Origin of the sequence: Rhodopirellula bahusiensis (assembly GCF_002727185.1) — a bacterium.
Taxonomy (GTDB): domain Bacteria; phylum Planctomycetota; class Planctomycetia; order Pirellulales; family Pirellulaceae; genus Rhodopirellula; species Rhodopirellula bahusiensis.
Genome location: NZ_NIZW01000001.1, coordinates 342,551 through 357,128 on the forward strand (window position 1 = coordinate 342,551; position 14,578 = coordinate 357,128).

7 protein-coding genes are annotated in these 14,578 nt (G+C 55.9%); 4 read left to right on the plus strand and 3 right to left on the minus strand.

What is annotated here, in order from left to right; all coding sequences use genetic code 11:
* The first annotated feature begins 20 nt into the window (after nt 1-20).
* From CEE69_RS01400 to CEE69_RS01410, 3 genes are all read left to right on the plus strand, one after another.
* Entirely contained in the window at nt 21-3,590 is a 3,570-nt protein-coding gene (locus tag CEE69_RS01400) for a protein kinase domain-containing protein (RefSeq protein ID WP_099258775.1), read from the plus strand.
* Entirely contained in the window at nt 3,587-4,672 is a 1,086-nt protein-coding gene (locus CEE69_RS01405) for an EAL domain-containing protein (RefSeq protein WP_099258777.1), read from the plus strand. The genes CEE69_RS01400 and CEE69_RS01405 overlap by 4 nt, the downstream gene beginning before the upstream one ends.
* A 189-nt stretch (nt 4,673-4,861) precedes the next feature.
* Nucleotides 4,862-6,019: an AraC family transcriptional regulator gene (locus CEE69_RS01410; RefSeq protein WP_199169770.1), complete on the plus strand. Its 1,158-nt coding sequence runs from the start codon at nt 4,862-4,864 to the stop codon at nt 6,017-6,019.
* A 316-nt stretch (nt 6,020-6,335) separates the two neighbouring features.
* Here CEE69_RS01410 and CEE69_RS01415 read toward each other — a convergent pair whose 3' ends face one another.
* Together CEE69_RS01415 and CEE69_RS01420 are read right to left on the minus strand one after the other, a co-directional pair.
* Entirely contained in the window at nt 6,336-10,808 is a 4,473-nt protein-coding gene (locus tag CEE69_RS01415; protein ID WP_099258779.1) for a PVC-type heme-binding CxxCH protein, read from the minus strand.
* A 375-nt stretch (nt 10,809-11,183) separates the two neighbouring features.
* Entirely contained in the window at nt 11,184-12,242 is a 1,059-nt protein-coding gene (locus CEE69_RS01420) for an extracellular solute-binding protein (protein ID WP_099258781.1), read from the minus strand.
* Here CEE69_RS01420 and CEE69_RS01425 point away from each other — a divergent pair.
* Nucleotides 12,236-13,726 carry a hypothetical protein gene (locus CEE69_RS01425; protein WP_099259205.1) on the plus strand — a complete coding sequence of 497 codons (1,491 nt, stop codon included), beginning with the start codon at nt 12,236-12,238 and terminating at the stop codon, nt 13,724-13,726. The two genes, CEE69_RS01420 and CEE69_RS01425, sit on opposite strands and share 7 nt — an antisense overlap.
* Nucleotides 13,727-13,806: 80 nt before the next feature.
* On the opposite strand, the gene CEE69_RS01430 is transcribed toward CEE69_RS01425, so the two are convergent.
* Nucleotides 13,807-14,547, minus strand: a complete 741-nt coding sequence (locus CEE69_RS01430; protein WP_099258782.1) for a pyridoxine 5'-phosphate synthase — start codon at nt 14,545-14,547, stop codon at nt 13,807-13,809.
* Nucleotides 14,548-14,578 lie beyond the last annotated feature (31 nt).

Sequence of the window (14,578 nt, forward strand, 5' to 3'; positions counted from 1 at the left end):
TTCCTCCTGCGATGTGACTCATGCTCAGCGATTCCACACTCGACGTCCAGCTCAACTCCCCTTCTCTGCGGATGATTTCCGTTGGTGCAGACGGAGAAACCCTGGTTGGTGACGATGGGTTCGAGTGGCGTGTTCTCAATCGCGCCACTCCGGAACGCATTCAACAGATCACACAGCAGTCCAGTCTCTTTCCGCTGGTCGACCACCCGAGGATTCGTTCGGCGATCCCATCGTACGCTGACAATGGTGTCCTGGAACTCAAGCTGATCATTCCGGAAGGCTTGGATCCAATGGCGGATCGCCTTTCGAACCGAGCAAGCGAACTGGATCTTCTCGCGAAACTTCGCATTGCGACGCAACTGGTGGATGCTTGCGCGGCTGCCCATCGCGTCGGTTTGTACCAAGGTGGATTTCATGCCTCCACCATTTTGGTAGCCGGAACCGACGATCCAAGCACAGCGATCCACATCGACTTCACCGCGACGCACTGCAGCGACGAAGCCTTCGACACGGATCACTCGATTGAAGGTGACCTGAATGGCCTTCGTGATTTGTTCGCATGGCTACTGGCGGATGTATTCAACAGCGAACTGCCGACTGCAGTTTCAGAACACCTTCGGGGGCGTCAGCGCGCCATCCTGAAGCAATGGCTGCAACCGTCAGACGACCAACCCGCTCCATCGCTCGGGCAATGGAAGTCCGTCTTGGAGCCCTTCGCGGCGCAGCCAGAATCGGTTGACGCGACCGGTGTGATTCAAACTCCCTTCATTCCCATCGGTACAGGCAGCACCAGTCGTTGGACAACAGACGCGTCCGGTGGGAACCGAGTCACGGACGTTCCCAAGCAGTTGGGGCGATTCCAGATTCAAGAACTGATCGGCGAAGGCGGTATGGGATCGGTCTATCGAGCCATCGATCTTTCCAACAACGAAACCATCGCAATCAAAGTCCTACGCAACGGGGGCAAAGATGTCGCACACGCCATTCGCCGATTCCGCAAAGAGGCCCGCCTGCTCGGCAACGTACAGAACGAACACATCACTCAATTGATCGATGTGGGGGAGGATGCCGGACTGCACTACTTCGCGATGGAGTTCGTTGACGGAATTGACCTGAAAACTTGGTTTGCGGAACGTCCTGAGCTGACGGAGTCCGAGGCGCTTCGCATCACCGCGGATCTTGCCCGCGCTTTGGTGGATGCTCACTCTCAAGAAGTTATCCATCGCGACATCAAACCCGAAAACGTTCTGTTAAAGCTACGCGACGAGGCTTCGCTCCCCAACGACGTCCCGATCGAAAAGCGTCCCTTCAATGACTTCACTCTCAAACTGACAGACTTTGGGATTGCCCGGCATGTCAATCAATCCCAATCGATGGAGGTGACTCAGGCGGGATCGGTCATGGGCACGCCCAAGTACATGTCGCCGGAACAGTGCAAATCCTCTGACTCGCTCGGCCCCGCCACCGATGTGTACTCCATCGGCATCACGCTGTTTGAACTCCTGACCGGAAGCGTTCCTTATCAAGCCGACGAGTTCATGAAGCTCGCCGCGATGCACTGTTTCGACCCGATTCCTTCGGTGCAAAAACGCAACGCAACGATCAGTGATTCGGCCAGTCGAATTGTTCAACGAGCATTGGCGAAGGACCCGACTCAGCGTTATGGCGATGCTTCTCAATTGTTGACGGATCTCTTGGTTCTGCTACGAGGCGAAACCGCCGACGTTCAAGCCCACCCCCGTCTTCCCACCGACCACTCTGCAAAGAAGCTTTGGGAAAAGACGGCTTCCTGGCATTTGGAAAGCGACTCTTCCGACTTGTGGCCGCTCGTTTCAAACACGGAGCGTCTCAATGAAGCTGTGGGTCTGCCAGCGGTCGACTATCGAACCGAAAAGGATCCCCATCTTGGCATCCGAAAATTTGGCTCGTTCACACTCAGCGGTGTCAAAGTTTCCTGGGAAGAGCACCCGTTCGAATGGGTCGAAGGCCAACGAATGGGCATACTTCGAGAATTTGACTCGGGGCCATTCAAGTGGTTCATGAGTGTCGTGACTCTCGACCAGCATCCTGATGGTGGGACCCAACTGTCGCATCAAGTTCGAATCGAACCACGCAATTTGCTGGGACGCGTGCTCACAACTGTTGAGGCGGATTGGAAGGGGTTCCGGAATCTTGAGAAAGTCTATCAGCGAATGGATCGTTCGCTGAGAGGCAAATTGACCCCGAAACAAGGAAGCGATCCGTTTGTCGACACACCGAAGATGTCGCGGCCCCAAGACCTTCGATTGAACCAACGCCTGAGTCAATTGATTGAATCAGGTGTTCGTCCCGAGGTTGCAGACTGCTTGGCCAAAGTCATTCGAGAATGGTCCGCACAGGAGCTCGCATCACTGCGTCCGCTGGCTCTCGCCGATCGTTGGAAAATTCCCAGCGAAGAGATGATCGATGCGTGCTTGATGGCGGCCGACGCCGGGATCCTAAATCTCCACTGGGAAATCCTTTGCCCAACCTGTCGAGTATCAGCCGACAACAAGCAACAACTCGCGGAAATTGACACCCACACGCACTGTGAAGCCTGTGACGTGGACTTCCAATCAAACTTGGCCGGTGCGATCGAAATGGTGTTTCAAACGCATCCCGAAATTCGCGAAGTCAACGCAGGACAATATTGCATCGGCGGTCCAGAACATTCGCCACACGTTGTCGCTCAACTCCGGATCGAAGCCGGAGAATGTTTGCAATTGCCAATCGACCTCGATCCCGGTGACTACCTTCTTCGCGGTCCACGGATTGCCAACACGCAAAGTCTCCGCGTTCAGTCAACGTCGGCTCCTTCGACTTGGGATGGAAGTCTCTCGAGCCTTGGAACCAGTCGCCATATTCCGAAACTTCGCGCGGGACGTCAAACGCTCACATTGCTCAATGACCTCGAAACACTCCAGGTCATCCGGATCGAACGCATGATTCCACGCGGTGACGTGGTGACAGCCGCCACCGCCTCTGCAAATCCAACGTTCCGCAAGCTGTTTCCTCACCAACGGTTTGCTGACAACAATCCGATCGCCACCGAAACGATGACGTTCTTGGCAACCTCCATCAACAACATCGAAGATCTCTATGCTTCGCTCGGTGATACAGAGGCCTACTCGGCTGTGCATGGACACCACACGATTTTGGAGCGATGCGTTTCAGGATCAGGCGGCACCCTGGTCAAAACGATCGGCGAAAAGTCACTGGCATCGTTCGCGACTCGAGAGAACGCGATCATCGCTGCGGAGCATTTGCGAGCCGAATGGCTGGACTCCGAATTGGCCGACGTCTCCTTGGGGATCGGCATCCACAGTGGCCCAACCCTGGTCACGACTCAAAACAATCAACTGGACTACTTCGGCGGAACCGTTCGCGCTGTCGTGGCACTTCCAGAGTTGGCCGGCAATGGAACCTTGCTGACCGAAGCAATCTATTCCGATCGCAGTTTGGCGGATCGATTGACCACCCTGAACCATCAAGTTGAGTCAGTGGATCTTCCAGGAAGCCCCAACACTCGAACCAAACGTCTTACCCTCTTGCTCTCGGGTCGCACAGCATGATCATTCAATCGCCACAAAAAAGTCAGTGGGTTCTGTCGGAGTATGGGAGTGGAAACCAGCAACGCCGCACCATCAAGGTTCCCAATCGAATTGCAACCGTCGGACGCACTGACGAATCTGACGTTTGCATTGCAGTGTCTTCCGTTTCCAAACAACACGCAAAAATTTGGGTCGAAGACGATGGGCTGCACGTCCAGGACTTAGGCAGTACCAACGGAACGCATCACAACGGTCGTCCCATTCAAGAAGCGACGCTCGCCGAAGGCGATCTTCTGCAATTCGCCAACGCTGTCTTCCGCGTGGGATGCAATGAAGAGGAGATGTCCGATGGCACCATGGAAGAAGGGCTGATCCCTTGGGCACAAACGTTGATGACGTTCGAGCGTTTGCTCTCGCAGCGAGCGGTGGTGCCGCACTATCAACCCATCATCACAATGGATCGGGCATCCACCCCAGGCTATGAAGTCTTGGCTCGAAGCGATTTGCCTGAACTCAAAAGTCCCGCCGCGATGTTCGAGGTTGCCGAACGTTTGGGACAGAACGCGGCGCTCAGTGAACTGATGCGAGACGAAGCGTCTCGGCTGTTGATGGCGTCCTGCAAAACCAACGCCAAGATCTTTCTCAACACCCACCCTGATGAAGTCGGGACCGATCGCTTGCTTTCGTCGCTGACCGAACTTCGCGAGCGTTTTCCTTCCATCGCATTTATCATCGAGATCCATGAAGGTGCGGTCACGCAAGTCAACGAAATGCGACGACTCCGCGAGCAACTGGCGGTACTCGGAATGCAGCTTTCTTATGACGACTTTGGTGCGGGACAAGGGCGTCTGCTAGAGTTGGTCGAAGTTCCCCCGGACATTCTGAAGTTTGACATGCAATTGATTCGAGACATCGACCGTGCGTCTGCCGCTCGCCAGGATCTGCTGCGATCGCTCATCCGAATCTCTCAAGACTCGGGGTCGATCACGCTCGCAGAAGGAGTCGAAACAGAAGCGGAGCACGAGACGTGCGTGCAACTGGGCTTTGAGCTTGGGCAAGGATATTTGTATGGCCGCCCTGCGACGGTCGATCATGTCGTCTGATTCTGTATCGAGTCAACGATCGGGCACATGTTAAATAGGACACAAAACCTGTCTTCTTTCACGGGCCGAGCAAAACCTGATCGTTTATGATTGGCTTCCCGTGCGGAACCGAGAGGCTATTTGTTCCCGTTTCACCGTTCGGATCGCGAGGAAAGACCTCGTTCGTCAGGTTTGATTTGTTGGACGAAGATGCCAAAGCAGAAAGCGGTCGCTCTCCTCATTGAAACGTCCAACGCCTATGCGCGAGGACTGCTCGGCGGAATCGCCTCCTACATTCACGAGCACGACCTGTGGTCGATCTACTTGGTTGAGCAAGAACGCGGAGCCGCACCACCAACCTGGTTGGAGGATTGGGATGGCGATGGACTGATCGCCAGAATCGAGAATGAGGAAATCGCCTCCGCCGTTCGCGAATTGAAGATCCCTGTTGTCGACGTGAGTGCCGCTCGCCGGATTCCGAATATCCCGTGGGTTGAAACCAACGATGTCGCCATCGGCGAATTGGCTTACCAACATTTTCGCGAACGAGGTTTTGAACACTTCGCTTTCTGCGGAGAGTCTCGATTCAATTGGTCCGTCTTGCGTCGCGAGGCTTTCGAAGCCCGCGTGAAGGAGGACGGATTCGAGTGCCACTCTTTCGATTTCGACGTCGATGACAAGAGTCCTCAATCTCTCAAACGCGAACGAGATCGTTTGGCAGGATGGGTTCGCTCGCTTCAACATCCCATCGGTGTGCTGGCATGCTATGACATCATGGCTCAGAAGATTCTGGATGTCTGTCGATTGCACGGCATCAAGGTCCCAAGCGAACTCGCGTTGCTCGGTGTAGACAACGACGAACTGCTCTGCGACTTGTGCACGCCGCCGCTGTCCAGCGTCGTTCCGGCGGCGCATCAGACAGGACGCGAAGCCGCGTCGTTACTCGATGCGATGATGCGTGGCGACGAGGTCAACGCTAAGCCTCATTTGATCGAACCGCTCGGCGTTGCAACTCGTCAATCAACCGATGTCCTGGCCATCAAAGATCCAGAGATCGCCGCCGCAGTCCGTTTCATTCGCGACCACTGTTGCGATGGAATCAACGTCCAAGACGTGGTGAAAAAAGTCCCGCTGTCGCGACGCGTTTTCGAAAGCCGTTTCTTGGCATTGATGGGACGCACGCCTCACCAAGAAATCACGCGGCGACGCATCGAACGGGTGCGTTATCTCTTGATTGAAACCGATCTGACGCTCGTACAAATCTCTCGACGGACCGGGTTTCAAAACCACGAGTACATGAGCGTCGCATTTCGACGTGCCATGGGACATCCGCCGGCGACCTACCGGCGCAAATTCCGGAAGATCTAATCGGCTGTTTTCTGGCGGCACGAAGTCCGGTATCTCAGCATTTTCGTTCGTTCTGCGCTTAAGGTCTCGGAAACGCCAAGAACGATAGGGCAAGCAAATTGACTTGCTTTGATTGTCAAATCCGCGAGCGGGGCGCTCGATCAAAAACGCGGAGAGGCAGAGGAGCGGAGATCGCGGAGGAACTTCCGTATCCAGACCACTCCGTGTTCTCCGCTTCTCCGTTCACTCCGCGTTTCAACTCTTTGAACCTGCAAGCCCATTAGAGCGACCAACTCGCAAGAGCGAGGTGATCGCGAAACAAGTTGCCAAGTCAGGGTCAGGGTGACTCGACCGTGATTGCCACAAAGATGGGCGAACTGCTGTCGTCTCCCTTGATCAACTCGATCGTCTCGAGCGGTTCTTGGCGTTTCGGGGTGAGCTTCAAGTAACGAACCTGCTGACCGCGAACATCGAACGCGAATTCCGATTCCGGGACATCCACTCGACGGATGTAGTCAGCGAAGTGCACACCGTTGAGCAGCTTGTGATCTTCCACTTCGCCATCGGCGTACTTCAGACGAACCGTTGCAGTGTGTTCCCCTTCAGCTCCGAACGGGAATCCCCAACCGCTGACGGCACCCAGAATATGAATCGCCGACGCATTCGCGTTGCAAACGATCGGCACCTGCTTGGGCATCGACGATGGCTTGCTGCCTTGCGGCCCGTGCAACAAGATCACGTTTGGCACTCGTCCGTCTTGCGGATCGACCAAACTGAACGGCACACCGTTGTGCTCCTTCGGTCCCCAATCCGAGAAGATGATTCGGTCGGGACCGTTGTCAACATCGCTGAACATCCCTTTGGTGCTGACCGCGGTGGCGATTCCCGAGAATGACAAAGGTGTGTACTTGCCCCGAGAAGTCAAAAACTCAAGCAAATTCGTCATCTCTTCCTTCTTGATCTGGCTTTCAAAACCTTCCGGCATCAGCGATTGGCTGGAAGCATTCAATTGCTCAATTTCTTCTCGCAAAATCGTGTGCCGTTTGGCTTGAGCGTCGATCAATTCAATCGATGTTCGTGACTCACCACCCAGCATCCCCGTGAAGACTTGGCCCTCGGTCGTCAACACGGCAAACGTGCGGAAGTTGCCTTCCACGCTTTGGTTCGGATCCAAGATGTGGGTCAGCAACTCTTCCTTTGGATGAACCGCCATGCCCGTCAAATCGGGACCCACGTCGGCACCTTCGCCGCTGTGGCGGTGACAGTTGGCACAATGTTTCTTGAACACCTGGGCTCCCAGAGTCGCGTTGCCTTCCGCGTGAGCAACCGGCAACCACTCGTGCAGCAAAGCCACACGGTTCGCAGTCGGAACGCCACCGGATGACTTCAATAATTTCTGAGCTCGTTCCTTGATCGATTTGTCAGGGTGATTGTTCAGTGCCTGACGTTGATCGAGCGAAAGGTCTGACATCCGCAATTCACCAGCTTCGATGCTGTTGATCAGCTCCAACGTCGTGTTGGGGCGAGACAGCAGCACGCGAATGATGGCTCCGCGAACGGAGGGAGTCGATGCAGCGGTTTGTTCCACCAAAGCACCACCGAGCTCTTCACTACGACTGGACTTCAAGGCGTCCAAGATTCCGGTCGTCGCAGCAGGTGACGTTTGCGGGCCGATGCTTTCCAACAGATCGTACACCACGTCGTCATCGGTCGGCTGCATCGCAACCAATTGGCGAGCCGAGCTGATTCGGTCTTGGTCACTCAGCGAATCGTCTTGGACCAACCCGAGCAATTGCTCCGCCAGTTCAGCGACTTTCTCGGTCAATGCATCGGTGCCCCAGTTCTCAGACAACCGAACGAGTTGGCTTTGTTGATCAACCGAGACTTGATCAAACAACGCGACCAATTGCGTTTCAGCCGCTTCGGGAAGTTCAACGTTGTGATCCTTCGGCCACCCCTTTGCGAGTCCTTCCATAACGCCTGACGCATTGCCTTGGGCTGTCTCAGCAACCGCCGAAATCAATCGCTGCATGGCATCGGCATCGGGCTGCGATCGAGCGAAGTGTTCGCTGATCACGTTGAGTCGACCGCGAATCGATCGCGGTAAGTCACGTTCAGGTGCCGATGCCAACACGGCCGGCAAAGCTCCGCTGGAGTGCATCGCGGTGGCACTCGTCCAAGCATCCAACATCCAGCGATCATTGCCGAGACCCTTCGCTGTTTGAACCAACGCCGAGACAACCCCATCGGTGGTTGGCGTCGTCGGTTCCGCCAGCTTCAGTAACGCGGCCAATTGGACTTGAGCGTTGCCATCGTTCAACACACCTGATTCGATCAGATGCTGAATGTCTTCTTCGAAGTCACCAAGCACGGTGACTGCCGAGCGACGGACACCGGCACTTGGGTGTTGCAAAGCCTCGCGAACGGCCGCGTCGATGGTTGCGTTTCCGCTGCCAACCAACCCTAAGCCATCCAAGGTCCACAGTGCATGAATCGCACCGGGTGTCAGACCAATCGCGTCTTGCTGTTGGTCAGCGATCAATCCCAGCAACGCGGAAACGGTCGCGTCGTCGAGTTGTCCCAATTGAACCAGCAAGCGTTGGGCTTGGGATCGGACGGGCATGGCCGAATGCTTCAGAGCAGCCAACAAGCCCGGCACATCGCCCGAGTTCAGATTGGGAACGGAGACCGTTTTCGCTGCATCGCCGTCGGTGACCAAGCGATAGACACGCCCGTACTTTTTGTCTCGTAAATCAGTCTCGTAGGCGTTGCCCTTACCGGTTTCGAAACCATGAGGTGTTGGGTTGTGCTGGATGATGTAGTTGTACCAATCCAAGACCCATACGAACCCATCGGGTCCAGTTTCAGCCATGATCGGCGCCGCCCACTCATCGTCGCTGGCGACCAAGTTGAACGGGCTGGTGGATTTGAATCCGGCTCCATCAGGCGTCAACACAAACGTTCCGACCAGGTGACCGGTCGGACCACAGACAAATGCGGTCCGGTTCCACCAAGCCTGCGGGTACTGCCGAGCAGTGTAAATTCCGTGTCCGGCGGCTGCCGTGTATCCACCGTGCTGGTCAACCTGACGAACGTTCGGTGTGATCGGTTCAAACAGGTGAGTGTCCGAGATCATGTGCAGTGTTTGAGGTGACCATCCGCGAACTTGCTCGTAGTAACGGTTTGGAATCGGCAGAAAGTTGCTGGGGTTTCGGTTCGCGGTCGATCCGAACACGAGGCCTTCTTCGGTGAAACCCAATCCCCAGGTGTTGTTGTCGGTCGCACGCATAAATTCGACCTTGTCGACACGCAACGTGTGGTCGGCGAAGTCGTCACCGGCGTTGGAACCCGCGATTTTGCGAGCTTTGCCATTGGGATCGGCGTCCACTTTGAATCGCCAAAAACCCTGGCGGAATCCCTGCTGGCGTTCACCGTTGATGACCGGGCGAGAGGCGTTGTAACCCTGCATCCCCCAAATCCAATTGTCCAAACCGTAACGAAAATTGCTGACGCCGCCGTGCGTGTCGCCCATCGCCCAACCGGTGATCAGGCTTTGGCGAAAGTCCGCTTTGTCGTCGCCATCGATGTCCTTCAAGTAGACCGTTTCTTGGCCGTCTTGGACGATGACTCCGCCGCGATAGCACACCAACGTGGTGGGAATGCTCAGTTCTTCAGCGAACACCGTGAACTTGTCCGCCACGCCATCTTGATCGGTGTCTTCGCAGATTCGAATGCGATCGCGACCTTTGCCTTTGGGCTGCAGTTCGTTGGGGTAATCCATCGTTTCGCAAACCCACAATCGTCCGAGCTCGTCCCATGTCATGGCGATCGGCTTGCCACCCATGCCAGCTTCCGAGGCCCACAATTCCATGTGCATGCCTTGGGGATTGGTATAGCGTTTGATCGACTCACTTGGTGGAAGTGGATTCTGCATCAGCGTTTTCAGTTCGCCCTGCACACCCCACTTTTTGCCAGCCGTGTAGTTCGGAATTTTTGCTCCGACATCCGTGAACGTGAATGGCTTGTCGCCTTCAGGAAGCGATGTCATTTCAGGAACGGGAAAGGCTGCCGCATCGGCGAACTCACCGGCCTGCTGCGGGTCTTTCTTCGCAACCCAGCGAATGCCGCGCTCGACCAAATTCAAGAAACCTGGGTTCGTCCAGGTTCGGCTGTCGTGTCCCCAGGCGGTGTAGAAGACGCGTCCCTCGCCTTGATCGCGAACCCAAGTCCATGGTTCCCGGCCACTGGAATCCACTCGGTATTCCAAAACCGTTCGATTTGTTTCGTTGTGCAAGTGATGGACGTAAGTCTCATCCCAGCTTTCAAAACCGCTGAAACCACGCATCACCTCGTGCCCGGGTTTGGCCGGAGTCGCCCGGAACACACCGGTGCCGTGTCGCTGAAATTGCGCGCCCATCAACGCGACAATTTCTGAGTTGTTGCGGAAGCAGTACGTCGCACAGTGAAGCGGCACGAATCCACCGCCGTCTTCGACATATTGCAACAACGCGTCAGCTTGTGATTTCTCGATCTCGTCGATGTTGGCGTAGACCACCAACGCATCGTATTCGTTGAGCTTGTCCAGACTCAGCACCGACATGTCGTCGGTGTAAGTCAGATCGATGCCATTGCTTTCCATCGCCGGTTGCAGCTCTTCGAACCGCGGTTTGGGCTGGTGATGACCATTGTCGCCCAGGAACAACACGTTGAGTCGTTGGTCCTCGGCTGCGGATGCGGCCTCGGCTTGCCACACCGCGGTGGACGTCCAAGACGCGAGGAATGCGAGAGCGAGTAGCAAGGTGTTCTTCATAAGGATGGGACGACAACCAGTGCCGTGATACGAAGTGCTCGGAAGGGAATCGACGCCGCTGACATCAATGCAACCACGCGATTTGGGACGCCCAAAGCGGCGGACTTAGCCATTGTGATGCAAACAACGACTTGATGCTAAACATAGGGCGGCGAGCAACAATGAGAAAACACGCACACCGCATGTGAAATTTCACCTGAGAGTTCGCTTCCTCAACGAGAACACGGTGCTCATGAGTGCCGATTGCATGACCGTTGAACGGTCATCAAAGCAACATCGGTGCGTCGTCCAAGCCAGCTCGGCTGTTGAAGAAAGCCAACGCCTCGACCCAAAAGAAGTCTCGTTCGCGCGGTGACAACCGGCAACCGAATTTGATCAATTCGCGAAAAGATCCGCCAAGGTTTTCGCCCATGCATCCCAGTCGTCGGCAGCAGCTTCAAAATCCACCCGCATCCATCGAACTGGTTCGTTGGGCAATACCGCCGGCGGAAAATTGGAGTCCTTGCTGATCGGCAACTGGCTGCTGCGTCCCATCGCCAGCCGATCCTCGATCTCGGGCGTCATCAAAAAATCAGCGAGCTTGCCCGCCGCGATTGGATGCGGTGAGCCCTTCAGAACCGCCAGGGTGTTTGGAATCCGAAGTGTTCCTGGCTGGTCGGGCTGTTGATCCGGATAGATGATCTCCACCGGGTACCCCAGATCCTTTTCGATGATCGCGTCGTCGGTGTCGGTCAGCCCCCAAGCCACCTTGCCGGACGATACGGCTTGTGCGACTTGTTTGTTGCCGGACAACACGACTGCGTTGTCATGAATCTGTTGCAACAATTCCAAAGCCGCATCTCGGCCCATGATCTCGCGAAGCACGGCGAAGTGAGTCGCGGTGGTTCCAAACAACGGTCGAGCCATGGCGCATTTTTGAGCCCACTTGGGGTCCGCCAATTCGTTTACACGAGTCGGGCGGTCATCAATGTTGGGAAGCAAGTCCGTGTTGATCAGTAGCACCCGAGCGCGAGCTGCAAACCCGCACCAAGTTCCGTCGCTAGCGATCATGTCTTGCGGCCAAGTCGCCGGGACCTGCCAATCATGTGACTCGAGGATTCCCAGCTTCTGCAACCGAACGGTGTGCATGATTTCGTTGTTCCAAAACAGATCGCAGCGAGGTGCATCCGCTTCCGAAATCAATTGGTTTGCCAATCCAACCGTCTTCGTTGATTCGATGTCAAACTTGCCAATCACGCCGATCTCGTTGTCCGTCGATCGGTCGAACGCCGCCAAGATCGGTGAAGCAAACTCTTCGTCGAGAGCTGAATACACAACGACATCGGATTCGCTACGAGGCACACAACCGGAACAAAGCAACACCGAGGCGGCCGCAAAAACCAGCTGCGTGGCGGAAAACGAAGCGGTGGAGGCACAGACAGTTTTCAATGACACGTGAAGCCGAGTACGCTGGAGGAATGATGGACAAGCGTTTGCAAACTCAATTATGGCGTGTGCTGCTCGTGATGGCGATCGGTGGGATCGCTTCGTCGCCATTTGTTTCGCTTTCCGCCGACGATTCCCCAGCCACCGAAACCGGTTTGCTGACCCGAGAAAGCCAGCATCTACGGCTGACCAGCGATGTCGACGATCCGGCCTTGCTGGATGACTTGGTTCAATCGTTTGACGATGCCCTGCCACAGTGGCTCGCGTTTTGGAATGTGCCTGAATCGCGGGCCACGAACTGGAAGATCCAAGCGTACCTGATGCAGAACGTGGACACGTTTCGCCGTTCCGGTGCCCTGCCAGATTACCTGCCGCGATTCGACCATGGCTATTCGACGCCGCACACGGTTTGGATTCGGTACCAAGACACGACTTACTACAACCGACACTTGGTGCTGCACGAAGGCGTCCACTCGCTTGCGTTTGAACTGTTTGGTGCAGGTGGCCCAAGTTGGTACATGGAAGGCACCGCCGAATTGCTGTCCCTGCACCGTGATCGCGTGCCAACCCCGTCAAAACAACCTCCTTCCGGACTCTCCGCCAACGCTCCCGTGCTGGCTCAATCGATCGATGCATTTACCATCAATCAATTGCCGCGAAACCGTTTGGATACACCGGGTTGGGGACGCTACAAAATCGTGGCTCGCCACCGCGACGCGGGCACGTTGCCAACCTTGAAAAGTGTTTTGAAACTTCCGACCGCACTCAATGGTGAAGTCGAAGCCTACACGTGGTGCTGGGCCGCCTCATCGTTGTTCACCCAATCCCCAGAATCCCGCGAAGCCTTCTTGGAAGCCGCTGGTCGTGGCAAGGATCGAACCGAGGCATTCACATCGGAGTTCTACCGAGACGTTGCTGATCAATGGCCGGTACTGTCGGCCCGATGGCGACTGCTGCTTCACGACTTGGACTACGGTTTCGATTGGTCGCGTCACAACCTGAACCTGTCCACCTCCGATTCGCGAGCCAGTGGTTCGCCGATCCAGATGAGTGTGACTCCGGACCAAGCATGGCAATCCGTCGGCGTGTGGTTCCCCAAAGGAGCCAAGCTACGATTTGCCGCTGAGGGACGATGTCACGTCTCGCCGGAATGGGTCAGCGAGCCTGCCGGGATCACGTTGGAATACAACCGCGGCACACCGCTTGGTCAATTGCAGGTCTGCGTGCTGCCAATCGCCACTCCCGCGGGAGCCACCATCCCGAGACTGGATGTTCGCCCCGTGATCACGCGAACCGACGTGGCGCGGACGATCGCTGAGTCAACGAACTCTTCAGATAGTTCCACTGCGGTCTTGGGTTCCCAAATCATCGAAATCAAAGAGCCCTCGTGGGTGCTGTTGCGAATCAACTTGCCCGCCGGTCACAAACCGATCGCGTCCGTCAACAATGATTCGCCTGAAGCTTACCGAGTCCAAATCGCCCCGACTCGGTAACGGAAACAGCTCCTCACGGAGCTTCATTGCAAATTGCAATCTCCGCCTCACATCCCACCCGCAACCCCTTCCCCAACAACTCAACCGCAAGCGATCGTCACGCTATCCAGCAAACGACGCATCTCCGCCACCGCTTCTCGCATGCCGACCATCACGGAACGGCTGACGATGCTGTGTCCGATATTCAGTTCCGCCATTCCTTCGATCGCGGCAACGGGTCGAACGTTCGCGTAGTTCAATCCGTGTCCGGCGTGCAGACGCATCCCGGCATCGCGAATCATCTTGCCGGTATCAGCCAAACGTTTGATCTCGTGTTCAACCGCGGCGTCTCTCGCCAACGCATACGGTCCGGTATGCAGTTCCACCGCGTCAATTTCCAACTTGGCGGCGGCTTCGATTTGATTGGGCTCTGGATCCAGAAACACGCTCGTCGCGATGCCTGAGTCTTTCAACATTTTGATCGCGTCGGCAATTCGACCGGAATCACCCACGACGTCCAAGCCACCTTCGGTTGTCACTTCTTCGCGACTCTCGGGAACCAGCAACGCCCAATCCGGCTGAACGCGGCAACAGATCGCCAAGACATCGGCCGCACAAGCCAACTCGAAATTCGTTCGCACTTGAACCGTTTTCACAAACAATTCAACATCGCGATCGATGATGTGACGCCGGTCTTCTCGCAAGTGAAACGTGATGCCGTCGGCGCCACCTTGCTCAGCCAAAGCCGCTGCGATGATCGGATCGGGCTCTTGGCCTCGGCGAGCCTGACGGAGAGTGGCGACGTGATCGACGTTGACGCCTAGATCGATGAAGTGCGGCATGAGTGGAATGCGGAATCAGAATGGAGTGGAG